Source organism: Herpetosiphon geysericola (assembly GCF_001306135.1).
Lineage (GTDB): Bacteria > Chloroflexota > Chloroflexia > Chloroflexales > Herpetosiphonaceae > Herpetosiphon > Herpetosiphon geysericola.
In genome coordinates, this window is sequence record NZ_LGKP01000019.1 from 20444 (window position 1) to 44067 (window position 23624).

Annotated in this window: 19 protein-coding genes; 6 read left to right on the forward strand and 13 right to left on the reverse strand. The window is 51.9% G+C overall.

Annotated elements, in window-relative coordinates; genetic code table 11:
• Window position 1 precedes the first annotated feature (1 nt).
• Together SE18_RS11040 and SE18_RS11045 are read right to left on the reverse strand one after the other, a co-directional pair.
• The gene (locus tag SE18_RS11040; protein ID WP_054534518.1) at window positions 2-847 is read right to left on the reverse strand and encodes a DegV family protein; all 846 of its coding nucleotides are present in this window, start codon (window positions 845-847) and stop codon (window positions 2-4) included.
• Between the two features lie 173 nt (window positions 848-1020).
• Window positions 1021-1653: a guanylate kinase gene (locus SE18_RS11045; protein WP_054534519.1), complete on the reverse strand. Its 633-nt coding sequence runs from the start codon at window positions 1651-1653 to the stop codon at window positions 1021-1023.
• Between the two features lie 83 nt (window positions 1654-1736).
• Here SE18_RS11045 and SE18_RS11050 point away from each other — a divergent pair, with 83 nt between their 5' ends.
• Window positions 1737-3476, forward strand: coding sequence for an Rqc2 family fibronectin-binding protein (locus SE18_RS11050; protein WP_054534520.1), 1740 nt, complete (start codon window positions 1737-1739; stop codon window positions 3474-3476).
• 275 nt (window positions 3477-3751) lie between these two features.
• Here SE18_RS11050 and cphA read toward each other — a convergent pair whose 3' ends face one another.
• From cphA to SE18_RS11075, 5 genes are all read right to left on the reverse strand, one after another.
• On the reverse strand, window positions 3752-6436 hold the full coding sequence (cphA, locus tag SE18_RS11055; protein WP_054534521.1) for a cyanophycin synthetase: 2685 nt from the start codon (window positions 6434-6436) through the stop codon (window positions 3752-3754).
• A 125-nt stretch (window positions 6437-6561) separates the two neighbouring features.
• Window positions 6562-7446: a cyanophycinase gene (locus tag SE18_RS11060; protein WP_054534522.1), complete on the reverse strand. Its 885-nt coding sequence runs from the start codon at window positions 7444-7446 to the stop codon at window positions 6562-6564.
• 325 nt (window positions 7447-7771) lie between these two features.
• Window positions 7772-8488, reverse strand: coding sequence for a carbonic anhydrase (locus SE18_RS11065; RefSeq protein WP_054534523.1), 717 nt, complete (start codon window positions 8486-8488; stop codon window positions 7772-7774).
• Window positions 8489-8670: 182 nt separating this feature from the next.
• Window positions 8671-9009 (reverse strand): VOC family protein, encoded by a 339-nt coding sequence (locus SE18_RS11070; protein ID WP_054534524.1) that lies wholly within the window; start codon window positions 9007-9009, stop codon window positions 8671-8673.
• A 14-nt stretch (window positions 9010-9023) separates the two neighbouring features.
• On the reverse strand, window positions 9024-10193 hold the full coding sequence (locus SE18_RS11075; RefSeq protein ID WP_054534525.1) for a glycosyltransferase family 4 protein: 1170 nt from the start codon (window positions 10191-10193) through the stop codon (window positions 9024-9026).
• Window positions 10194-10811: 618 nt separating this feature from the next.
• Between SE18_RS11075 and SE18_RS11080 the strand changes: the two genes are divergently transcribed.
• Window positions 10812-11522 carry a YqjF family protein gene (locus SE18_RS11080; RefSeq protein WP_054534526.1) on the forward strand — a complete coding sequence of 237 codons (711 nt, stop codon included), beginning with the start codon at window positions 10812-10814 and terminating at the stop codon, window positions 11520-11522.
• A gap of 343 nt (window positions 11523-11865) precedes the next feature.
• Here the strand turns inward: SE18_RS11080 and SE18_RS11085 are convergent, their stop codons facing one another.
• The 4 genes from SE18_RS11085 to SE18_RS11100 all read right to left on the reverse strand — a co-directional run bounded on the left by SE18_RS11085 (window position 11866) and on the right by SE18_RS11100 (window position 14822).
• Window positions 11866-12846, reverse strand: coding sequence for an NAD(P)H-quinone oxidoreductase (locus SE18_RS11085; RefSeq protein WP_054534527.1), 981 nt, complete (start codon window positions 12844-12846; stop codon window positions 11866-11868).
• Window positions 12847-12912: 66 nt separating this feature from the next.
• Entirely contained in the window at window positions 12913-13419 is a 507-nt protein-coding gene (locus tag SE18_RS11090; RefSeq protein WP_012190778.1) for an acyl-CoA thioesterase, read from the reverse strand.
• Window positions 13416-13880, reverse strand: a complete 465-nt coding sequence (locus tag SE18_RS11095; RefSeq protein WP_054534528.1) for an ABA4-like family protein — start codon at window positions 13878-13880, stop codon at window positions 13416-13418. Before SE18_RS11095 ends, SE18_RS11090 begins: the two co-directional genes overlap by 4 nt.
• 9 nt (window positions 13881-13889) lie before the next feature.
• Window positions 13890-14822, reverse strand: a complete 933-nt coding sequence (locus tag SE18_RS11100; RefSeq protein ID WP_054534529.1) for a decaprenyl-phosphate phosphoribosyltransferase — start codon at window positions 14820-14822, stop codon at window positions 13890-13892.
• Window positions 14823-15354: 532 nt separating this feature from the next.
• Here SE18_RS11100 and SE18_RS27810 point away from each other — a divergent pair.
• The 4 genes from SE18_RS27810 to SE18_RS11120 all read left to right on the forward strand — a co-directional run bounded on the left by SE18_RS27810 (window position 15355) and on the right by SE18_RS11120 (window position 19443).
• Complete coding sequence (locus SE18_RS27810; protein ID WP_054534530.1) at window positions 15355-17622, forward strand: NYN domain-containing protein; 2268 nt, start codon at window positions 15355-15357, stop codon at window positions 17620-17622.
• A gap of 2 nt (window positions 17623-17624) precedes the next feature.
• Window positions 17625-18296 (forward strand): phosphoribosylanthranilate isomerase, encoded by a 672-nt coding sequence (locus SE18_RS11110; RefSeq protein ID WP_054534531.1) that lies wholly within the window; start codon window positions 17625-17627, stop codon window positions 18294-18296.
• Window positions 18293-18652, forward strand: a complete 360-nt coding sequence (locus tag SE18_RS11115) for a Trm112 family protein (RefSeq protein ID WP_054534532.1) — start codon at window positions 18293-18295, stop codon at window positions 18650-18652. Before SE18_RS11110 ends, SE18_RS11115 begins: the two co-directional genes overlap by 4 nt.
• 74 nt (window positions 18653-18726) lie before the next feature.
• Window positions 18727-19443: a Nif3-like dinuclear metal center hexameric protein gene (locus tag SE18_RS11120; protein WP_054534533.1), complete on the forward strand. Its 717-nt coding sequence runs from the start codon at window positions 18727-18729 to the stop codon at window positions 19441-19443.
• A gap of 578 nt (window positions 19444-20021) precedes the next feature.
• Here SE18_RS11120 and SE18_RS11125 read toward each other — a convergent pair.
• Together SE18_RS11125 and SE18_RS11130 are read right to left on the reverse strand one after the other, a co-directional pair.
• Complete coding sequence (locus SE18_RS11125; RefSeq protein WP_054534534.1) at window positions 20022-20633, reverse strand: hypothetical protein; 612 nt, start codon at window positions 20631-20633, stop codon at window positions 20022-20024.
• A gap of 10 nt (window positions 20634-20643) precedes the next feature.
• A complete protein-coding gene (locus SE18_RS11130) occupies window positions 20644-23517 on the reverse strand; it encodes an SUMF1/EgtB/PvdO family nonheme iron enzyme (protein ID WP_054534535.1) in 2874 nt (957 codons plus the stop codon).
• Between the last annotated feature and the right edge of the window lie 107 nt (window positions 23518-23624).

A 23624-nucleotide genomic window follows, 5' to 3' on the forward strand; every position in this document is an offset into this window, starting at 1 on the left:
TTTAGGCTTCTTCTCGCAAGACCGAAATGCCCAACGCGCCCGGCCCGCCGTGCACAGCCAAAACTGGGCCAGCATCGGAGATCAACAAGGGAATGCCTGGGAAATGCTCGGCAACCTGTTTGGCAAAGGTTTCTGCTTCTGCTTGGACGTTGGTGTGCAAAATGCCCATGCGCCGAATTTTGGCCTTGCCCACAAAGTCTTTTGCTTGCTGAATCATCATGGTTAGCGAATCGGCGCGTGAGCGAGCGCGGCCAACCATTTCAGCTTGGCCTTTGCGGTCAAGCCCCAAAATCGGGTAGATGCCCAAGAGCGAAGCTGCCATGGCGCCGATGCGGCCCAAACGACCGCTCAGCCGCAAATAGCGCACAGTTTCGAGCGAGGCCACGGTCATGATATTCGGAATTTGATGTTCGATTTGTGAAACGACCGCTGCCGCGCTGGCGCCGTTGGCCATGGCTTCGGCGGCTTCGAGCACCAATAAACCGGTGCCAAGCGCAAATTGGCGCGAATCGATGTTATAAATCATGCGGCCTTGAACCCGCGAAGCTGCTTGCATGGCGTTGGCATAGCTTTGGCTAAGCATCGAACCAACATGAATCACGATGATGTCATCGGCTGGGTGTTGACGAAAATAGTTAATAAACTGGCCTGCCGACGAAGGCGCAGTTGTCGGAATCACATCTTCATGAACTAAACGGCGATAAAACTCATCGAGTGAAACATCTTCGCTTTCGCGCAGATTGCCATCGACAAATTGAATGGTGAATGGAATTAATTCAATGCCATAGCGCTGAATAAGCTCCATTGGCAAGCTCGATGTAGAGGCGGTAACCAATGCAGTGGTCATGTTGTTCAATCCTCGGAGCCACACAGACACTCCAATGCAACCCTGCGGTGGAGCATAGATTAATAAGTATTATAGAGGTTTTTTGGTTTGCCCGAAAGTGCTACTTTGATGAAGAGATGCTGAGGAAATGGGCTTAACCAGCCACGTTTGGCCGATTAAGCCCAATCGGGGTTTTAGAGTTTAATTCGGCGCGGACGAATGCGCGATTTTTCAGCCCGAATAATGGCTTGAATCATACTTGCTGCTTCGTCGGGCCGTGATTCGGGGTTCATCACCACATAATCAAATTCATCGACGCGGCCCATTTCTTCTTCGGCCAAGGCCATGCGGCGCTCTAAGCCTTCTGCCGATTCGGTGCGGCGCAGGCGCAGGCGGTTGGCCAATTCGGCGCTCGATGGTGGCACAATGAAGATCAACACAGCATCGGGCACTAATTTGCGCATGGTTGCAGCGCCCTGCACGTCGATCCGCAAAATTACATCTTTGCCACTGGCAAGCGCATCGCGTACCTGCGATTTGGGAATGCCCTTGTATTCGCCATAAACCACGGCATGCTCCAACAAATCGTTGTTGGCAATCATAGTTTCAAATTCATCTTTGGAGATAAAATTATAATCAAAGCCCTCTACTTCGCCTGGGCGTTGGCCACGGCTGGTGGTGGTGACCACAAAATGAAAGGGCATGCCAAATTCGCGCATCCGCATCAACACCGTATCTTTGCCAACCCCTGATGGGCCTGAAATAATCACGAGTAGCGGCACAGGAGCTTGGTTGTGCAAAATCGGGTTGAGTTCTGGGTGTGACACAATACCTCCTAAACTAAGGGTTGCTAAATTATTGACGATCCGCCAATGCTTGAGTACGATTGAGCCATGAAGGAGAATCGTCTATGCACATTGATGCGCTTGTTGTAGCAGCGATTGTCGCTGAATTACAGATCTTGGTTGGCGGCAAAATTCAACAGGTGGTTTTGCCGAATCCCGATAGCGTGGGCTTTGAGGTCTATGCCGATGGGCAGCGCCATCAGCTGTTGCTTTCGGCCAATGCCAAATTTGCCCGCCTGCATACCGTGCCGACCAAACTAACCCGTGACCCCAATGCCGATTCACCTTTGTTATTGTTGTTACGCAAATATGTTCGCGGCGGACGAATCACAAAGATCGAATCTGCGCCATTGGAACGGGTTATTTCGCTCAGTATAGCCAAGATGCCAATTCCTCGCAAGGAACTAGAGCCTGATGAGGATGACGACGATGAGGTGATGCTTACGCCGCGTTATAGTGAGTTGGTACTGGAAATTATCGGCCATTCATCAAATCTTATTTTGGTTGATGATAATGGCTTGGTTTTGGAAAGCATTCGCCACTATAACCCGCAGCGTTCGCAACGCCCAATTATGCCACGCAGTATCTATGAAGCGCCGCCAAGCCAAGGCAAAAACGATCCACGCACGGCAACCGCCGCCGCGATTGCGGTTTTAGGCGGCGATTTAGCCAAAGCCTTGGTAACTGAATATAGTGGGGTTTCGCCACAAACCGGGCGCGAAATCGCTTGGCGAGCGGCTGGCGCAACCAACGTCGAAATTACGCCCGAGCTTGATTTTGAGCAGATCGCTAAGCAGTTACGCGAATTGACCAGCCTCGCGACGATTGAGCCAACCTTGGCCCGCAACGCCGAAGGCACGCCAATTGGCATCGCCGCGTTTGCATTGCAGCACCAAGCCCATACCGAAGTCTACCCAAGCATGAACGAGGCTTTGGCAACCGCCTTTGCCGAGCTTGATCAAGTGACGGCGCACGCTCAACGCCGTGATGCCTTGCTCGAACGGGTGGCCGAAGCGCAGCGCCGCACTAAAACCAAGGCCGATCAATTGCGCACCCAATTGGCTCGCGTCGAACAACTTGAACAATTGCGTTGGGAAGGCGAGATGATTTTTGGCTATATTTACGCAATTAAGCCAGGCCAAAGCGAATTATTACTTGACCAAGGCGTAATCACGCTTGACCCAAAATTGTCTGCCGTAGAGAACGCTCAAGCCCGTTTTCGCGAGTACGACAAAGCCAAAGGTGCCTTGGAAGACGTGCCGCAGTTGTTGGAGCAAACCGAGGCCCAAGCAGAATATCTGCAACAAACCAGCGATTTACTGAGTTTGGCCGAGAGTTTTGCTGAAATCGAGCAATTTGAGCGCGAGTTGATTGCTGGTGGTTGGTTGCGCCAAACCATTGGCAAAGCCAAGAGCAAGCTCAATTCGAGCGTTGGCCGTGGCCCGTTGCGGGTGATTTCGCCCGATGGCTGGACGATTTTCGTGGGCCGTAGCGCCGATCAAAACGATGAAGTAACCTTCAAGCTTGGTCAGCCAGAGGATTATTGGTTGCATGCTCGCGAACGCACCGGCGGCCATGTGATTATCCGCATGCAAGCGGCGACTGTGCCGCCACGCACGCTCGAACAGGCGGCCCAACTGGCGGCCTACTATTCATCGGCCCGCAACGATGGCGCAGTTGAGGTTGATATTTCGCTGCGCAAACATGTGCGCAAAATCAAAGGCGGCCCGCCAGGCTTGGTGCGCTACACCGCCGAACGCACGTTGCGGGTTGAGCCTAAGAAGAACCCAGAGCGTAGAACATAAGTAAAAGTATGAAGGATGAGGGATGAATTCAAAAGGCAGAAGGCAAAAATCAAAAATCAGAATCGGAATCGGAATCGGACTTTAACGCAGAGGCGCAAAGCAAGGGATGAGGGAGGAAATTTAACCGCGAAGGACACGAAGAACACGAATGGTTGAGTGTTGTGATATTTGAACGACGAACCCATCTCAGTAAACCACTCAATCAACCTTCGCGATCTTCGCGGTTTCATTCTTCGTGCGCTTCGTGTCCTTCGTGGATCAAACGTGGCGAGGTGCTAAATTACTCCACCAACTTTGTTTTGAGCATCGCGCGGCTTGCGCCAATAGATAATTTGCTTCCAAGCATCGGTTGGCTCATCGGCAAAAATCATCAGCAAATCGCCACGCTGTGCTGAATCTAAGGCCAAGGCAATGGCCTCACGCTCTTGGCGGTGGTATTGAATATTGCTCTCAGCAAAGCCAACCTCAAGCAAGCCCTCGCGAATGTAGCCAGGCATTTCGCCCTCTTTGCGTCCGCGCAAGCTGGTATCTTCTTTGATAATGATCTGATCGAACACCCCTGAGCCGAGCAAACGCCCAATCTCGCGCGCATCAACTTCGCGCCGATCGCCAGGCACCGAAATGACGCAAATTGCTTTGCCTTCGCGGGGCAATTGACGCACCACATCAACCAAATTGCCAACCGCCGCCGGATTATGCCCATAATCCAAAATCACGCGGAATGGATGCTCATCAAAAACGTTCAAACGGCCTGGGGTTTGGTAGAACGAAGTCGTGAAGGTGCGCAGGCCTTGGCGAATGTTTTCGATGCTAATGCCCAAGCTATAGGCCATCGCCGCTGCTGCCATCGCATTGGCCACATTAAATTTGGCTCGGCCTTCCAAAGTCGCCGGAATGAGGTGTGTCCACAAAAGCGGAATATGCCGACCTTTGTCGTAGAGCGTCACCATATCGCCGTTGACCCCTTTTTCGACCACAATCGCCCGTCCGCCGTTTTGCACTTGTTCGCGCACCAAGGGATTGGCGGGGTCAAAGCTGAAGTAGAAAGGTTTAGCACGGGTGCGTTTAATCATTTTGACTACCAACGGATCATCTGCATTCAAAACGGCCCAGCCATCACGCTTGATTACTTCGATGATCAGCGATTTAACCTTGGCCATCTCTTCAAGCGTATCAATCCCACGCAGGCCAAGGTGATCGGCGCTGATATTGAGAATTGCCCCAACATCAACCTCGTCGTAGCCCAAGCCTTCGCGCAAAATGCCGCCGCGGGCTGTTTCGAGCACTGCCGCATCAACAGTTGGGTCGCGCAGCACCATACGCGCCGATTTTGGTCCGGTCATATCGCCGCGCAACACGCGCTCGCCGTCGATATAAATCCCATCGGTGCTGGTCATGCCAACGTGGTAGCCCGCCATTTTGAGAATATGGGCGGTCATACGGGCGGTGGTAGTTTTGCCGTTGGTGCCAGTTAATGCAGCCAAGGGAATGCGGCTCGGCGTGCCTGCTGGAAACAGCATATCGATCACTGGGCCAGCAGCATCGCGCGGCGTGCCTTCAGATGGCGCAACGTGCATGCGAAAGCCTGGCGCTGCATTCACTTCAACAATCCCGCCGCCAACTTCGCTCACCGGACGGCTAATGTCGGGAATAATAAAATCGATCCCTGCCACATCTAAGCCCACAATTTTAGCAGCGCGAATCGCAATTTGGGCATTTTCATAATGAATCATATCGGTGCGATCGATCGCTGTGCCGCCAGTTGAAAGGTTGCCTGTTGAGCGCAAATAGAGCAATTGGCCTGTTTCAAGCACCGTTTCTAAGGTTACGCCAGCTTTTTCCATGCAGCGTTCTGCTTGATGATCAATTTCAAGCCGCGTCAACACATTTTCGTGGCCAACCCCGCGTCGTGGATCGCTATTGACGATCTCGACTAATTCCGCGACCGTGTGTTGACCATCGCCAACCACATGGCCCGGCACGCGCTCTGAAACTGCGACAACCTCGCCATTAATCACCAATACTCGATGATCGCTGCCTGGCACTAATTCTTCAACAATCACATATGAACGATGCTCTTGGGCTTGGGCAAACGCGACTTCGACCTCGGCCTCAGTCGTTAGGCCAATCGATATTCCACGCCCATGTGAGGCATCCAAGGGCTTGACCACCAAGGGATAGCGCAAACGTCGCGCTGCTTCGATCGCACCCTCAGCTGAACGCACCACGCGTTGGCGGGGCACAGGCAAGCCAGCATCCTCAAGCAATTTATTGGTCAATTGCTTATCTTGGGCAACTTCGACCCCAATATGGCTGGTTTGCGAGGTGATGGTTGCTTGAATCCGTTTTTGATATTTGCCATGGCCAAATTGCACCAACGAGTGTTGATTGAGCCGCAACCATGGAATGCCGCGCTCCTCGGCGGCCTTGACCAACGAGGCTGTAGATGGGCCAAAGGCTAAGCGTACCGCCATGCGGGCCAGATCTTCCTTTTCGCGCACCAGATCGAAGTTGGCACGTTCAGCGGCGGGCATCGCTGAGGGCAATTCTGCTGGCAGCAAAAATTGAATTAAGCGCAGCGCCAAATTGGCGGCCTCGATCCCAACATCCTCTTGGCCATATTGAAAAATAACAAAATACTGCCCCTCTTGGCCAGTGCCACGGGTTTTGCCTTGGGTGACATAGGTTCCAGCCAAGCACTGTAATTCGAGCGCCAAATGCTCCATCACATGACCAAGCCATGTGCCATTGCGCAACCGCTCCACAAAGCCACCTGGGCGTCCCAACGAACAATGATGATCATCGAGACTTGGCACGAGCGCCAACAACCGATCAACAAAATCACCCAATACATCGGTTGGATAAGCCTCAAGTTCTTCCAAATCAACCGTCATGTTGATGGCGGGCTTATACAACCAATAATTCGGCCCACGATAGACGCGCGTGTCGAGAATTTTCATCGGGAAACCTCCACAGAATAGTGGCAATGGGTAGGCTAGAATTTTGGGGAAATAGGGAAAGTGGGTGGCGCAGCGTTGAACCACGTTGCGCCGTATTGTACCACGAGCGGCTACCGCACCAAGGTTTAGACAATATCGCTATCGGCAGCTGGTTGCTCAAGCCGTGGAGCCACAGGCAAGGGTGGCATGACCACAGGCGGAATAACCTCACGTTTGATCAGATCATACGACCAGCCACGGGTCAGCACATGCAATTTCACCCCAACGATGGCCTCTTTTTGGCCAACTTTCAGCTGGTGAATGTTGCTATAGGTAATGCCAGAGCCATCGACTACTGTCACTGAGCCTTCGCCAATCACCTGCATCAGATGATCGTCATCGATCTCGGCAGCAGTGTTTTCGTCGAGGCCCAACCCAATGAGATAAGGATTAAAGCTGACTGCTGCAATTAATCGCCCAAGCCGATGGCGTGCGCCAAAGTGTTGATCAAGTACGACACGATTGGTTAGCCCAAGGCCTGGGCCAAATTGGACCATGCCATAGCGTGGCACTAGCCCTTTAGCTCCATAGGCAATCATATGGGCGCTCATCGCCGACGCACCAGCACTGGTGCCCGCCACCGGAACCCCCCGCGCGTTAGCTCGCCGAATAGCAGTGGCAACTGGTGTGCCACCAAGCACCGCTGTAAGCTTCAATTGATTGCCGCCGGTCATGAAAATGCCCGTTGCTTGGGAAATAATTTCAAGCGCCTTGGGATCATTGGCGTTGATCCGTTCGCGCACTGGCAGCAGATCGACGCTGGCAACGCCTAAGTTGCCAAAGACCTCAAGGTATTCGCGGCCACCATCAGGCAGTTCCGAAGCGGTGGGAATAACCACGATGCGGGCATTGGTTCCACCTGCGAGGTCGAAGAAGCGGAATAAAATTAACCGTCTGCGCTGCAAATCCATTGCACCGCCAATTGGCAGCAACGCGCCGCGAACGTGTCCATCTGGCACTGGCGAAGGCATATCCGAGGTGTCCTTCCATGACTGGAGTAGCTTTAGGCTGCATTATTACGGATAGCACTCCATTGTGCAAATGAAGGGGCTGGAGAGCAAAGAACAAAGAACATAGAGCATAGATAGGGATTATGGCTACAGGCTCTTGGCTAGCCGAACGTTTTGCAGCCACGAAGGAGCGATGGCTATAGGCATCAGGCTTTTGGCTCTTAGGCATTTGTTTAAAATACCAAGACGTGTTCCAATAGCCCATAGCCCAATCCCTGATCCTCAGCCCCCAACACCTGACCCTTATGTTCTATGTTCTTTGCTCTATGTTCTTTTCCCCTCGTTGCTAATCAAACGCTAGTTCATCGGGGGTGACGAAGAAATCAACAGCACCGCTGCCAATCTCATAGTAGGCTCCAATCACGGCAATTGTGCTAGCTGCTTCGTAGGCGGCCACCACCGGATTTTGGCGTAAAAGCGCTACTTGGGCGCGTACATGCTGGGTTACGGCCTCGCGCATGCGGGCTTTTTCGTCGCGAATTACTGGCAACCGCTGGCACACAGGCCGAATTTGGTCAATCAGGTAACGAATATTGGCCGATTCTTTGGCAATTTGCTCGTCGCTGGCAAGCGCTGCTTTCACTGCGCCACAGCCTTCATGGCCCATCACCACAATCAACTTGCACTTAAGATGCGAGATCGCATATTCAATGCTGCCTTGGGTTGCTTGATCGACAATTTGGCCAGCTACCCGCACCACAAACAAATCGCCTAAATTACAGTCGAAAATCATCTGCGGTGGTACGCGGCTATCCGAGCAGCCAAGAATCACCGAAAATGGGGTTTGGCTAATAATTTGCGAGCGGCGTTGATTGACGCTGACCACTGTGCGTTGGGTTTCGCCACTAAAAAAGCGTTCGTTGCCCAGTTTCAGTGCCTCGATTGCTGCCGCAGGTGTGTTGACCTCAGGGCTGCGTAGGTTGGCAATATCTTCCATTGAGGCCCGACCACGAATCGCATCAAGCAGTTGGCGATCCTTGTTTTCATCAGCAAAATCAGTCATCATGCTCCTTGTAAATTTGATTCATGAAGTTCTACGAAGCACCACGAAGGCTTGAAACCGCGAAGGTTCAGTTTTAGCCATAGATTGCCCGAATGATTATTTTTCGCCACAGATTGCACAGATTAGCTTGATTGGGTTTGCCATAGCCAATAGCCAACAGCCTAACTCCTAAACCCTGACCCCTAGCCCCCAGTGTAAACCGTTTCTGTTGGTGGATAGCAAATAACTTCGAGCACATTATCATTGGGATCGCGCAAATAAAAGCCTTTGGTTCCATCGCGATGGCGATCGATCGGCTGCTTGTGCTGGGCTGCAAGGGCATTCAGCTGGGTTTCATCAACGCGCACTGCTACATGCGGCGGGTGTTGATAAGCCATGACCAAGGCTAATTTGCCTTGACCAATGCGCAAAAAAGCCCATGTGTCGTCAGCATATAAGACCTGTGCTCCACATTGCTCAACATACCACGCAGTTGATTCAGCAATATTGTTGACAACAACCGCGACATGATCCATTTCCATGCGCAAGCTCCTAGTTAAAGTAAGGCCTGATAGTGTTGTTGTAGTTGCAGGCCAATTGCGCGCCAATCATAGCGATCGGCAATTAACTGGCGGCCTGCGTCACCAAGTTGTGCACCCAACTCTGGGTTTTGCAAGATGCGGACAAGCGCTGCGGCAAAATCTGCTGGGCGCTCGGCAAATAGGGCATGTTCTTCAGGTTTAAGTGGCAAGCCTTCCGCAGCAAGCGCAGTTGTTACCAACGGCAAGCCAGCCGCCAAGCCTTCGAGAATTTTAATCCGCACGCCGCTGCCCCAGAAAATTGGCGCGGCCACCACCCGACTTTGGCGATAAACTGCGCGCAAATCATCGATTGTGCCTGGCACTGCAATTGTAGCACTCGCCATTTGTTGAATTTCCGGCGTTGGGCTGCGGCCTGCCAGCATTAAGCGGGCTTCAGGCATTTGGGCTTGAACCAATGGCCAAACCTCGCGCGCCAGCCACAAAGCACCTTCAACATTCGGTGGATGAAAATAATTGCCGACAAAGAGCACTTGTTGCGGCGCTTGCTGCTGCCGACACAATGGCCATTCAGCAAAATCAACCCCAGAAGGCACGGTCACGATGTTTAATTTGGGCTGCCAACGAGCCAAGGTTTGTTGATCGGTTTCGCTCAAGGTTACGAGCAAATCGCAATGGCGCAAGGCGCGCTGCTCATACAACCACAAACTGAGCAAACCTGCTAAGCGGCGGGCACGCAACGGCCAGCTTTTTTCGCGTTGCAAACGTCGCCATTGGGCCACAAACCCAACTTGGTGCACGGTACAAATAGTTGCCTGCACGCCCAAACGGCGCGCAAATGGCGCATATTGGGCCATTGTCGTGCCCTCAAGTTGCAGCAACTTTGGGGCTGCTTGCTGCCAGCGTTGCTGCAAATAATCCAGCATCGGCTGCGAAAACTCCAAATCAACCGCTGGCGGGTCGAGGTTGCGCCGCGTTGGCTTAGTTGGCGCAAACGCCCGCAGATCGCGGCACCATTGCGGCAATGGCCCCCAATCGATGGCTTCAGGTTGCTTGGTTAAACAATAACTATCAACGGTATAATACTGACTTAGTTGACGTAAGGCATTTAAACTATGGGTTTTCGCGCCAGCATGGGCTGGATACAGCGGGGTTGGGGTCAAAATACTGAGGCTTGCAGGTTGCATCAATCGGCCTACCGAAGCTAAAGAACCATTAGCCTCAGTATAGCAGACGAACAGAGAACAAAGAGCAAAGAGCATAGAACATAGGGGGCAAGTCAAAAGTCAGAAGTCAGAAGTCAAAATAGGGATAAGGGGTCAGGATTCAGGGGTCAGGGTTTAACACACAGAGATTTGGCTCTAGGCTATGGGCTGGCACAAGCATAATCCTAAGAATCTGTGCCAATCTGTGGCTAAAAACCTTCGCGGTTCCGATACTTTGTGTCCTTCGTGGAGCATGCTTAACGCAGAGGCGCAGAGGAACGATGGCTTTTGGCTATGGGCTAGCGGAACAATTTTCTCATACTATATTCAATCCTAATGCCAAAAGCCTATCGCCTATAGCCAATAGCCCAATTCTCAACAATCTGTGGCAAAATAGGGATTAGGGTTTGGATGATTGGCGACGAGCTATTAGCCAGCACAAGCTACCGATCTCTAGCCCCTGAATCCCGATCCCTTTCTCAACATCTGTGGCAAAATTATGGGCTAGTACGCGCGAGTGAAACCCAACCCCTGAACTCGGTCGCCTCGCTCTGAACCCTAACCCCTGATGCCTGAATCCTAATCAAAAAAGGAGTGAGCATGACGATTGCATTTTTAACGGCCCAATGGGCCAATCTTGGCTTGATCTCGTATGCCGTGCCAGATCAACTTTTGCTGCCCTATTTGCCACATGGCTTAGATATTGATCGGCGTTATGGCTCGGCGTTTGTTAGTTTGGTGGTGTTTGATTTTCTGCAAACCAAGGTTTTAGGCGTGGCTTGGCCCGGCTTTCGCAATTTTGCCGAAATGAATTTGCGCTTTTATGTGCGCCGTGGCCAGCAACGCGGCGTAGTGTTTGTGCGCGAAATCGTGCCTCAATGGCTGGTTGCCAGTTTAGCCAATGTGCTCTACAACGAGCCGTATGTGGCCGCACCTTTGCAAAGCCAAACCCAACACAGCGCAGGCCAAATCACGGTTGAGCATACTTTATATTGGCAAGGCCAAACCAATTTGGTCAAACTGACCGCCAGCAATCAGCTCTATCACCCTGATGCCGCAAGTACTGAACATTTTTTCAAAGAGCACGAATGGGGCTTTGGGCGCAGGCGCAATCGTAAGCCGATTGTCTATCGGGTTGAGCACCCTGAGTGGGATGTGTATCCCGTGGAGCGTTACCAACTGCACTTCAATTGGGGCGCGATCTACGGCCCGCAGTGGGCATGGCTCGCCAACGAAACGCCCTATTCAGTTGTTTTGGCCAAAGGCTCTGCGGTTAAGGTATTTCCCCATCAAAAGTTGCCCAACCCATAGAACATAGAGCAAAGAGCTACGAAATTATGAAGGATGAAGGATGAGGGATGAAGCACGATTATTCGGGCAATTTTTGTCTAAATAATGATCATTTGTGCTAATTTGTGGCGAACACAGCCTTCGCGGTCTTCGTGGTTTCAGTCCTTTGTGCACTTCGTGTCCTTCATGGATAAGCATTTAACGCAGAGGCGCAGAGCCACGAAAGGATGTAAGGATGAGGGATGAAGTTAAAAGCCTCATCCTACGAATCTGTGCCAATCTGTGGCTAAAAACCTTCACGGTCTTCGCAGTTCCGATCCTTCGTGGATCAAAATATGTTCTAGGCTCTATGTTCTATGCTCTTCTAGCCTACTCGCAGCACAATTTTGCCTACATGCTGGCTCGATTCTAGCAAACGATGGGCGGCGCTGGCTTCGGCCAAATCAAAGACCGCTTCAATCACTGGGGTAAATGTGCCATCTGCAAAACGGGGCAATACATCCTGAAGCATTTGCTGGGTCAGCGCAGCTTTGGCGGCAATTGGGCGTGCGCGCAAGGTCGTGCCACACACCGTCAAGCGTTTGAGCATTAGCGTGCGTAGATCAAGCTCGGTTTGCGCCCCGCCCATGGTTGCAATAATCACCAAGCGCCCGCCAACTCGCAAGCTCGCTAAGTTAGCGTTGAAATAGCTGCCTCCCAGCATATCCAGCACCACGTCAACGCCTTGGTGATCGGTCAGTTCTTGCAGGCGTTCAGGCCAATTTTCAGTGCGATAATTGATACCGGCAACTGCACCCAACTCGCGGCAACGCTCAATTTTTTGCTCCGAGCCAGCAGTGATGATCACTTCAGCGCCACGCCAACCTGCCAGTTGAATCGCTGCCGTGCCAATGCCTGAGCTACCGCCATGAACCAACAAGCGTTCGCCAGCGCTTAACCGACCCCAGTTAAACAAGTTGTCATAAGCAGTCATCCAGACTTCGGGAATAGCAGCAGCTTGTTCGTAGCTCAAGCTATCGGGAATTGGCATTGCCAACGCTGCTGGAATCACGACTTGTTGGGCATAGCCGCCGCCTGGCAATAAGGCGCAAATCCGCGTACCTAGTGCTGGCGCGGTAACTCCTGCGCCATGGTCAATCACTTCGCCAGCAATTTCTAGCCCCAAAATCTCCGAAGCTCCCGCTGGTGCTGGGTACATCCCACGGCGTTGCAAAATATCGGCGCGGTTGACGGCAGTTGCATGCACCCGAATCAACAATTCGCCAGCTTGCGGTTGCAAATCGGCAACTTCGGCCAATTGCAAAACTTCAGCATCGCCCGGGTGGTCAAATATAATTGCTTGCATAATGCACCTCATCAAATCAAAAAACGTGTTGAGCACCTAGCCCAACACGTTAGCAACAATCCCAATTTAGAACGTCAGCGGATCAGCGGGAATCGGCGCATCGTTGGCTTTGAGCCGTTCGCTAATCAAGGCTTTGATCTTCGCGCCATGCTCCCAATCGGCCTGTTCGGTTGGGGTTTCGACCAACAAACGCGGAATCGCGGTCGGTCGGCCATCAATCCCGACCGAAACCATCGAATAAAAGCCAGTTGTGCACCAGCGGCGTTCGCCAGAAATTGGGTCTTCGGCCCAGGCATCGATCCGCACAATCAGCGAGGTTGTACCGGTGTAAATCACCTTAGCCAGCATATCAACCAAATCGCCATGATGAATTGGCGTGCGAAAATCGATTCGTTCGGTCGAAGCGGTGACGACTTGTTGGCGGCAAAAGCGAATCGCGGCAATTGCCGCCGCACGGTCCATCATCGCCAAGACTTCACCACCAAACATCGTGCCATGGTTATTGGTCTGGCCGGGCAGCACAATATCCGACATGCGAATCAGCGGCGTGCGCCGAATTGGGCGTTCGTTCACGCTGCACCCCGCACGCGCAACAGCACTTGATAATAGGCCAAGCCCAAAGGCCCGCTCATTAATGTGCAAATTAGGGCTGGCACAATCAGCCAATGTGGAATATTTTTCTCTTGAGCATCGCGCAAAATTGCCCGCCCAACGAAGAAATCAAAGATTAAATAATGCGTCCAGCCAGCAAATGTGCCCTTGGGACCGCCCTCTTGAAACAATTTGCCAATTGAATCGAGGGTTGGATTGAGCATGGTGCTAAAACTAAAGCCTTTGCCATCGTTTTCAGCCAGTGCGCCACCCAACATGGCTGCGTAGAGACCGCCCATCCCGATAAAAAAGCGATCGTCGTTGATCACCCGTTGTGTCCAGCGTGAACGTGGTGCGCCGATCATCAACAGCCAACCTGGGATAACCGCGAGGTTTGCGAGGCTAAACAGGCGATCCAACCACGGTGAACGAGGTGTTTGCATAACCAACTCCTATTGGCGAAAGATATACATAATTGTCACAACCGTTATGCCCCAAAGCACAATATCGGCTAACATGGGCAAATCTTTAAGCAACAATTCTTCAGGGCTACCACCTTCGTCTTTTTTATAGACCAAATAGAGGTAGCGGAAAATGCCATAAATCACAAATGGCACGGTGATCAACATCAATGGAAAAGGACTGGTCGGTACGTGGGGATTGGTTGGGTTAAGCGTATACAAAATATAGGCAATCAAGGTGCTGGCGGTAATCAGCGAAATCATTTCTTGCAGCAGCTCGGTTGAATATTCTTCGAGCACACGGCGATGGCTGCCAGCGCCACTTTCGAGCAAAACCAACTCGTGACGGCGTTTGGCCAGCGCCAGAAACAACGACAATAGCCCAGTACAAATCAACAACCAGGGCGAAATATCAATGCGCAACACTACCGCGCCCGAAACTGTGCGAAAGACAAAGCCTGCGGCAATGATAAACACATCGAGAATCACCACATGCTTGAGCCGAAACGAATAGGCTAATTGCATCACGACATAGACGGCCAGAATAATTGACACCCCACGGCTGAGCATATAGGCCAAAGGCAAGCCAATGCCCAAAAAGATCAGCGTCGCAATAATCGCGCTGCTTGGGGCAAGATGGCCACTCGCCAGCGGGCGATAGCGCTTTTTTGGATGATCGCGATCTTTTTCAATATCAACCAGATCGTTGATGAGATAAACTGAGCTAGCGATTAAACACCACAAGCCAAAGGTTGCGAGCACTCGTAATAGGCTTTGGGGGTTGGTCAAGAGCATATCGTTGGCAAAGATTAAGCCTGCAAACACAAAAATATTCTTGACCCACTGTTTGGGCCGCATTGTTAAAAGCAGATATTTGGGCATTTTTGCGAGTTGCGGTTGGGCTATTTTATAGGGCTGTTGCATACAAATTACTCTACTCCTTGAGCTTGACGAATCGCTTTCGCCTAGCGTTGATCATTCTACCTACCCATTGCATGGGCGTCAAACGTTACTATGAGGGATCGGGGGCTGGTTGTTGGGGGTCGGGAGCTAATTTGTGAATGCATTGATTAGCGCATTAATCCAATGACCGATCCCCGAGCCCCAGCTACCAATCCCCCGCTAGCAAATTCTGAATGGGTTGATTGGCGCATTAATCCAATGATTAATTCAATGACCGATCCCCAATCCCCAACTACCAACAACCAGTTCACAAATTCAGGGCTATACAGACAGCCATGATATGGTATACTAGCCGCGTTGAGTATCCCATGAGAGGCGATGCCGCCCACGCAATACATCATTCCAACTGGTTTGATGTCGTCACATATCAAATTGTATTTGTCTAATTGTTGGTAGTTTTAAGCGGTAATGGGTGACCGTACTCGATCACTCGCCAGAAATTTAATGGCATGCCAAGAAACAAAGAACTACCCAGGAGCACATTGGAATCCCTATGAACAAACCCAAGCAGGATGTTGCGGTTTTTATCGACTTCGAGAACATTTATGTTTCAGTTCGAGAGAAGTTCGACGCTACCCCCAATTTCGAAGCCTTGATGGAACGCTGCGAAGACTATGGCCGTGTTGTTGTAGCCCGCGCTTACGCCGATTGGTATCGTTACCCACGCATTACCAGCGCCTTATTTGCCAATAATATTGAGCCGATGTATGTGCCAACCTACTATTACGATAAGGACGAAGGCCGCATGGGCCGTCCTATCAAAAATAGTGTTGATATGCACATGTGTATCGATGCCATGCGCACGCTCTACACTCGCACCAACATCGGAGCCTATATTTTTATCACTGGCGACCGCGATTTTATCGCTTTGGTCAACTGTGTGCGCCAAGAAGGCAAAGATGTGATTATCGTTGGGATTGGCGGGGCTGCTTCGAGCCACCTTGCTCAAAGCGCCGATGAATTTTTGTTCTACGAGCAAATCGTCGATATTCGCCCAATGGGTGGCCGCCGCAACGAACGCCACGATCGCAGCGAAAAAACCTTCGAGCGCGTTGAGCGCCCAGAACGGGTTGAGCGCAACGACCGAGCAGAACGCAGCAATGAGCGCAACGACCGTAGTAGCGAGCGTAGCGAACGCAATGGCCGCGATGACCGCCGTCGCGATCGGAGCGAACGCCCAGAGAAACAAAGCGAGCCACATTTCGAACGGCTTGATTCGCGATCTGAAAAATCAGAGCCACGCAGCGAAAAGCCAGTTGAAAAACCAGCAGAAATTGTCGTGCGCCCAGCTCCTAGCGCTGTGCCAGTCGTGGCAACAACCCCAAGCAATCCCGATGCAGCGATCTACGATAAGTTGGTTGAGGCCTTGCACTTAGCCCGCAAACGCGGCTATGTTACCTCGTTTGGCTCGCTCAAAGTTCTGATGAAAGAGTTGATGCCCAACTTCAAGGAAAGCCGCTATCGCGATGTTCAGGGCAAACCATTCACCAAATTTACCGATTTTGTGCGCGAAGCCGAACGCCTTGGCAAGATTCAAATCTTCACCAGTGGCACGGTCAACGAAGTCTTCTTGCCCGATGAAGATCCCTACAAGCTCTCACAATTTGCCGAAGACCTCCCATCGGTTGAAGCAGAACGCGAGCTGGAACAAGAGCTTGAATTGCAAGCAGAAGCGATTGCGCCAATTACAATCGAAACGATTGGGATTGCCGACGAGCCAATGGAATTGGGTGAAGGCGAAGAAGCAGTTGCCAGCAGCGATCGTGGCGATCGTAATGGCCGCCGCCGTCGCCGCCGTGGCAGCAGCCGCAGCGAGCAACCAAGCACCGATATTGTGCCCGATGAGTTGAGCGAAACAGTCTTGGTGCCAGCTCAAACCGAAGGCTTTAGCTTTGGCGAGCGCGAATGGCAGTTGTTCTATCAAGTGATGGGTGTCTACAGCGAGCCAGTGCCGTTCGCCGATATCTTCAACGATTTGCGCGAAATGCGCAACACCGCAGAACTTGAACTGACCAATAATGCCTTGAAGGAATTGATCAAGCAAGCGATTAATGAAGGCAAAGTGCAACGCTCAAATCGCGGAGCCAAAGCCCACTATCGACTTGTGCTCAATCCAGAACAGCATGATCCTGCTGGCACAAGCTTTGAGCCAAGCGATATTGCCGAATTTGATGATGGCCCAAGTTTGCCCGATTTGGTTGACGAAGAACCACGTTTGTTGCCAGCCATGATCGGTGGTCAGGCGATTGCGATTGACGACGATTACACTGCGCCAGTCGACGAAGTGGCTTTGCCCGAAAGCTTTGAAGAGCAGCCATTGCCCGATAACGATGCAGATTATTCGTTTGCTGAGCCAATCAATTATGAAGCTCCCGTGGGCGCTGCGCCCAATGCGGCAATCAAACCACGTAAGCCAAGCCGCCGCCGCAAGTCGATTGTGCCGCTGAGCGTGGCCGAAGCGATTGCTGCCAATAACCAGGCTGAGCCAGTTGCCGAGCCAGTGGTTGAAGCTGTGGCCGAGCCAGTGGTTGAAGTAATCAGCGAGCCTGTGGCTGAGCCAGTTGCCGAGCCTGTGGCTGAAAAGCCCAAGAAACGTGGTGGCAAGCGCAAAGCCGCTGAGCCAGCAGAAGTTGTCGAAGAAAAACCCAAGAAAACCACCCGCCGCAAAAAAGCTGAGCCAGTCGCTGAAGCGCCAGCTCCTGCTGAGCCAGCCAAGCCCCGCCGTCGCAAAAAAGTCACGCCTAGCGAAAGCGGAGAGTAACCGTGAGTTGGCCGCATCAGGCAATTAAAATCTGTGGTGTGCGTAGTGTTGAGGCCGCTGTTACAGCGGCTTCGGCAGGCGCAGACCTCATTGGCATGATCTTCGCGCCAAGCAAACGCCAAATTGAGCTACGCTTGGCGCAAGAAATTGCTCAAGCAGTACGCGCCACTGAAACTGATTGTCAGTTGGTCGGCGTATTTGCCAATGCGCCTGCAAGCGAGATTCATGCAGTTGCCCAAGCAGTTGGCCTTGATGTGGTGCAGCTAAGCGGCGATGAACCAATTGCCCTCAGCGAGCACATTGAGCTGCCATTGCTGAAAGCTGTGCGTTTAACCAATCAAAATAACGAGCAAGCATGGTATGATATAGCCCAAGGCCAGCAGCGAATTCGCTTGGTGGTCGATGCCCATGTGCCAGGCTCCTACGGTGGGTCTGGTGTATTAGCCGATTGGGAAGCAGCGCGGCGATTGGCCCAAACAACGCCATTATTGCTCGCTGGTGGGCTTGAACCAACCAATGTCGCCCAAGCGATTCAAGCAGTTGAACCATGGGGCGTTGATGTAAGCAGCGGCATCGAAACCGCTGGCATTAAAGATCTCACCAAAATACTTCAATTTGTGAAAACCGCGCAGCAAGCCTTGAATGCGCTGCGTGTTGCTAGGAGGAATTCATGAAATTTGGTAAATTGTTGCGCTTCGGTATCATCGCTGGTGCAGGGGCCTTGGTTTATCGGGTTTATAAACAATATAAGGCTGATCAAGCATTTGAGTTGGCTCCGGTCAGCAATTTGGCTTCAAACACCACTGCTGTCAGCGCTGGCAACAGCAAACGGTCAATTAGCCCAGAGTTGCTCGAAATTTTGGCTTGCCCAGTCGATAAAAAGCCAGTTGAATTGTACAGCGATGCCAATGGCAAAGAATGGTTGCTCAATCCACGGAATGGCTACCGCTACCCAATTGAAGATGGGATTCCAATTATGTTGATCGATGAAGGCGAAAAGCATAAAGATACCAGCCTGATTCGGGCCTAATTTTCCAGCGTGGAACCCTATTACGGAAGGGAAGCCCTCCGGGCTTCCTTTTGTTGTTACTTGGAGTCTGCATCATGCCAAACCTCGCTGAACTTTCTACCTTCTTGCAAACCATTCTAGAGACCGAGTACTTTCCAAGTGAAGAACGGGGTACGATCTATATTTCGTCAGTGCGGCCAATTCGCCGCATGGGCTTTGCGCTCGATCCATGGCCAACCTTGCCATCATGGCTCGAACACGAGGATCTTGATGCGATCTTTTTGCATCGTCCGCAACAACTCGATCGTGATACAGTGCCACCAACCCGTGGGGTGTTATATGCAGGTGCACCCTTTGACGAACGCTTGACGATTGGCTTTGTGCCACGTTTGGCCGAGGTCTTGGGGTTGCGCGGGCGCTCGCCCATGGCCGATAAAAGTGGCCGCCCTTTGGGCATGGTCGGCGATTTGCCCAAGCCGGTAACGCCTGCCGAATGGCGACGCTTGGTGATGGATATGTACGGCGGGGTTGATGAGGTTTGGGAAAATAACGTGCAGTCGATCCGTAAGGTAGCGATTGTTAATCAAATTACCCCAACTCTCGTGCAAGAGGCTGCCAATCGCGGCGCGCAAGCCTTCCTCACGCCAATTTTGCGCGAATCGTCCCAAGCGAGCTGCCGCGCTAATAACATCGCTGCATTTAGCACCGGCATCAAACGCGCTGAACACTGGGGTTTGCGCACCCTCGCAGGTATGATCCGCGAACGTTGGGCTGGTGTGCGCACCGCCATCTTCGAAGATCGTGGTCAGTAGTAATTGGGGATCGGTTGTTGGGGATCGGGATCGGTAACCGCGAAGGTATAGTTTAACGCAGAGGCGCAGAGAAAATAAGGCTTTTGGCTGGGGATCAGTTATGTACCCGATCCCCAGCCACTCACATCTGCTACCTTACTGAATCAACCACGAAGATCGCGTAGCACAATTTTTTAGCCACGAATTGTACGAATTATTATTTTAGCCACAGATTGGCACAGATTAGCCAGATTATGCTTCTATGCCTCGCGGCTTTTTTGATTTTTGATTTCTGCCTTTTGATTTCATCCTTCATCCCTCATCCTTCATCCTTCATCCTTTCGTGGCTCTACGCCTCTGCGTTAAATTACTCCACGAATTCCACGGATAGCGATTTTTCGCCACAGATTGGCACAGATTGTTGTGATTATTTGTTCCGCTAGCCAAAAGCCAACAGCCCATAATCCTATTTCTTCGTGCTCTTCGTGGTTAAAACAGCTTTTGCCTTCTGCCTTTTGATTTCATCCCTCATCCTTCATCCTTTCGTAGCTCTGCGCCACTGGGTTAAACTCCTGACCCCTAGTCCCTGACCTCAACTCCTACCGCAACAACCCCAATACTTGCTGAATTTCTGGATACTCGCTAAACGCTTGTAAATCGGCGCGGGCCTGTTGCATCAATGGCTGGGGATCGTTGCCGTTACGTTGCGCACTCAGTGCATCGCTAATCGTTAATTCTGCATCGCTGAGGGCATGGCGGAACGGGCTGCGTTGGCTGCGCGCCATTGGCAACAAATGTTGGATCATCTGGGCTGCTTGTTGCAGGCTTGAAGATGTTTGGCCTGTGTGCTGATTGACCGTAATCGTGCCTGTATTAACTCCGGTTACCACGCCGTAAACCGAACTGTTATTGAGATTCACCGTGCCTGTATTTTGCACAGGCGCTTGCTGGCGATAATGTTCAAGCACAGTTTGTAACGAGGCTCCGCGAGCTGGATCGCTTTGGTTGCTATGCCCTCGTTGGCCCAGCACCAAATTAATTTGTTCGAGCATGGCTTGGGTTTGGCTAATTTGGGCTTGGGTTTCCGGCGGAACGCTACCAGCGCCCCATTGGCCAGCCTGCTGAGCTAAAATGCTCAAATTTTTGCGATGCTGCGCGCGTAAATCGTATAAGCTTTGGGTGCTCATTTGCTCTAACATCGAAAGTTGCATATGAAGCTCCTTATTCTGCGTGGCCAATAATTAAGCGCACACCAATGTTGGGGCCATGGCTAAACGGGCGATGATGCAGCCGCGAACGGCAACGGGCAAAATAGCGATTATGAAACCACGAGCCACCGCGCACCGCCACCACCACATCACGATGTTGCAAGCGCCGATTGCGAGTTATTTGCGGGTCAAGCTCAGGGTCGCGATTGACGCTATTTGTCCATTCGCAGACATTGCCCGCCAAATCCATCGGCCCATCGCTCCACGTGCCATAGGGAAACATGCCAACTGGCGTTGGTTGCTCAAGCTCGCTTTCGCTGGTGTTGGCATGATCATTGCGCCATTCATCGCCCCATGGATATTCGCGGTTCGTATGTTGGCTGGCTGCTAGTTGCCATTCGGCCTCGCTGGGCAAGCGTACCACCAAATTGTGGCCAAGCGCATCAAGCTGAGGGCGCAGTTGTTGGGTTAGCCACGTACAAAAGGCATTCGCTTCATACCAATTGATGCCGACGATTGGCTGGTTTGGGTGATTAAAGCGTTCGTTATGCCATAAATCGGGCAAGCGGCGCGGCGCGGCCCATGGCGGCAATCCATGCAACCACGAAGGGTCGCCGCGTCGCCAGTGACGGGCATCGTCGTGTTGCCACCATTGATCATCCAAGTAGCCACGGGCCGCAATAAATTGGCTATATTCAAGGTTGGTCAACAAATAGCGGCTCATCCAAAAGCGCTCAACGCTATAAGTTTGGGGCCGCGCATGGGGATCTTCAATCTCAACGCTGCCTGGATTAATGCACACAACTCGCTCGGTGAGCGCGATCAAGGCTCCATCTTCGCCAATAAAACGCGTGTCGCCAATTGCGCCCAACACTAAGGCCGCGCGCATGCGGGTTGGAAAGGCAATGCGTGGTGGTGCCCAACGCCGCACGCCGCGACTGCTGCCGCTCAGGCCGCCAATATTTTTGAGATGATTAATTGCTTGTTGCCAGAGATTGCGCCGTCCAGCGCTTGCGACTTTGGCCTTGCCAATTGCCAAGAGCAAATGCGAGCCTTGCACCTGTTCATCGGGCATGCCACCAAGCAAATCTTGAATGACCCCAAAAATGAAGCTTTGTTTTTGAATGTAGGGCGCAAAATTGGCCATGTAATGCAAGCAAACCCGCCAATGCTCGCTGCCAGAGCGTTCGATACATTCATCGTGGCGCTCTTGATTGAGCAAATACATGCCAGCCAAAAATTGCTGAAACAAGCGATGAGCAAAATCATAATGCGGATTATCTTGTTGATTGTTGCTGGCCTCTTGCAACAAGCCATTGCTATTGATCAGGCGCAAGGTTGCATTGCCCACTGCCTGCGAGAGCATATGAATTTGATTGGGATGCGGATACCGATCGCTGTAATAGCGCTGCACGACGGTGTTAATTTGCTGCAAGCTGAGCAGCGCTTTGCCCTGAATTTCCTCTTGGCTATGGGCATAATAGCCCAACAACGCCACCAAATCGTAAAGATCTTCGAGCGAAACCGCGATTGCTTCGGGCGCACGGCGTTTGAGCAATTCGTCGATACAAATATGCAATAACTTGCCTTCGCTCTCAGGTAAATCGGTATGCACCATATTGACATGCACCGTCAGCGCCAGCAGCAACGGCGTGCGCGTTAGTTCATGCAACATTCCCGATTTCATCAGCTCGGCGTGCAGTTTGGCGTGTTTTTTGCGAATGCTCACAATATCGGCGTGCGAGGCATGCAAGCGGCCCAATTCGCTATAGTAATTGGTGATATAGACGTGTTGAGCCGTTAGATCAAACGGCATCAATTGAATTGTTGGCCAATCGTAGAGCTGGCGCGAGGGAAACGGCGGCGGCAGCGGATGCTCATAATCAAAAACCCGACAGGTAACGATAATCCGACTTTTGTGAAACATGCGCTGAGCATGCTCAATACAGCGCTTGACTGCGGCCAGATGTTCGGGCTGCACTTCATCGAGGCCATCGAGTAGCAACAAGCCATTGCCGTTGATCAACAATTCCTCGATGGCATCTTGCAGGCGTTGTTGGCGCTCGACCTCGACCCGCTGAAAGCCAACATCACTGTTGATGGAGCGTTGGCCGAAGCGTCCAGCCAATTGCAGCTCGGTCACGACTTCCCAAAATGCGTCGGCGGTTTGTTGCTCTGGGTTAGCTGGCGGTTGAACATGTTTGAGCCGCACGCGCACTGGCACAAGTTTGGTATGCATCCAACCTTGGCTATGCAAAAACTCAGCTTTGCCAGGGTCGAGCAGGGCCGCCGCTTGGGCCGAGGCCAAATACGAAACCACGGTAGTTTTGCCGCCGCCTGGCACGCCCAAAATCACAGCTTTTTGGTGTTGAATTTGGTTGAGCGCCTTGAGAATTGAATCTTGCAGCTGAGGGCGCGGCTGCGGGCTACCCAACAGCAACGATTGCAACAAGGCATCGCCAGCAATCGGCCCATAAAAATCTGCTTGCAGCATGGTAAAAACCCGTTGCAGCGACATGCGCTCTTGATCGCTATCCTGCACATCGGTGCCAAGCACCAAGCGATCGGCGTTGCCTTGAATTTGAGCCAAATAGTGCAAAATTAATTGATCGGTGCGTTCGCCAGTGCTCAGCGGCGCATTAAACACCTGATTGATCCAAACGTGACCAAGGTTGGTCATAACGCTGGAACCATACACTTGGCCTTGGCTAGCAGCAGGGGCTGGCGGTTCGGCAACGATTGCAGCTTGTTGGGCGATTTGGCTCAGTTGCTGTTGATGTTGGCCAATCATTTGATCGAGCGCTTCGATCAGATCTTGGTCGTTCTCTTGGGCGCGGCGAGCTTGGAGGTTGATAATTTTCTGACGGATTCGCTCAACATCGTGCATAGGCCGCCTCAATGGATTACAAAAAAATACCACACACTGTAGTATGGCATAAAATCACTAAAACGGGGGATGGATATCCCCCGCCATTTGTCCATAAAGAGTTAGCC

Bases quoted from the DNA above. Each gene is read 5' to 3' on its own strand.
- SE18_RS11080 (WP_054534526.1), top strand. From the start codon at position 10,812: ATGACGATTGCATTTTTAACGGCCCAATGGGCCAATCTTGGCTTGATC.
- cphA (WP_054534521.1), bottom strand. From the start codon at position 6,436: ATGAAAATTCTCGACACGCGCGTCTATCGTGGGCCGAATTATTGGTTG.
- SE18_RS11065 (WP_054534523.1), bottom strand. From the start codon at position 8,488: ATGACTGATTTTGCTGATGAAAACAAGGATCGCCAACTGCTTGATGCG.
- SE18_RS11075 (WP_054534525.1), bottom strand. From the start codon at position 10,193: ATGCAACCTGCAAGCCTCAGTATTTTGACCCCAACCCCGCTGTATCCA.
- SE18_RS11085 (WP_054534527.1), bottom strand. From the start codon at position 12,846: ATGCAAGCAATTATATTTGACCACCCGGGCGATGCTGAAGTTTTGCAA.
- SE18_RS11095 (WP_054534528.1), bottom strand. From the start codon at position 13,880: ATGCAAACACCTCGTTCACCGTGGTTGGATCGCCTGTTTAGCCTCGCA.
- SE18_RS11100 (WP_054534529.1), bottom strand. From the start codon at position 14,822: ATGCAACAGCCCTATAAAATAGCCCAACCGCAACTCGCAAAAATGCCC.
- SE18_RS11070 (WP_054534524.1), bottom strand. From the start codon at position 9,009: ATGGAAATGGATCATGTCGCGGTTGTTGTCAACAATATTGCTGAATCA.
- SE18_RS11115 (WP_054534532.1), top strand. From the start codon at position 18,293: ATGAAATTTGGTAAATTGTTGCGCTTCGGTATCATCGCTGGTGCAGGG.
- SE18_RS11040 (WP_054534518.1), bottom strand. From the start codon at position 847: ATGACCACTGCATTGGTTACCGCCTCTACATCGAGCTTGCCAATGGAG.
- SE18_RS11130 (WP_054534535.1), bottom strand. From the start codon at position 23,517: ATGCACGATGTTGAGCGAATCCGTCAGAAAATTATCAACCTCCAAGCT.
- SE18_RS11125 (WP_054534534.1), bottom strand. From the start codon at position 20,633: ATGCAACTTTCGATGTTAGAGCAAATGAGCACCCAAAGCTTATACGAT.
- SE18_RS11120 (WP_054534533.1), top strand. From the start codon at position 18,727: ATGCCAAACCTCGCTGAACTTTCTACCTTCTTGCAAACCATTCTAGAG.
- SE18_RS11060 (WP_054534522.1), bottom strand. From the start codon at position 7,446: ATGCCTTCGCCAGTGCCAGATGGACACGTTCGCGGCGCGTTGCTGCCA.
- SE18_RS27810 (WP_054534530.1), top strand. From the start codon at position 15,355: ATGAACAAACCCAAGCAGGATGTTGCGGTTTTTATCGACTTCGAGAAC.
- SE18_RS11050 (WP_054534520.1), top strand. From the start codon at position 1,737: ATGCACATTGATGCGCTTGTTGTAGCAGCGATTGTCGCTGAATTACAG.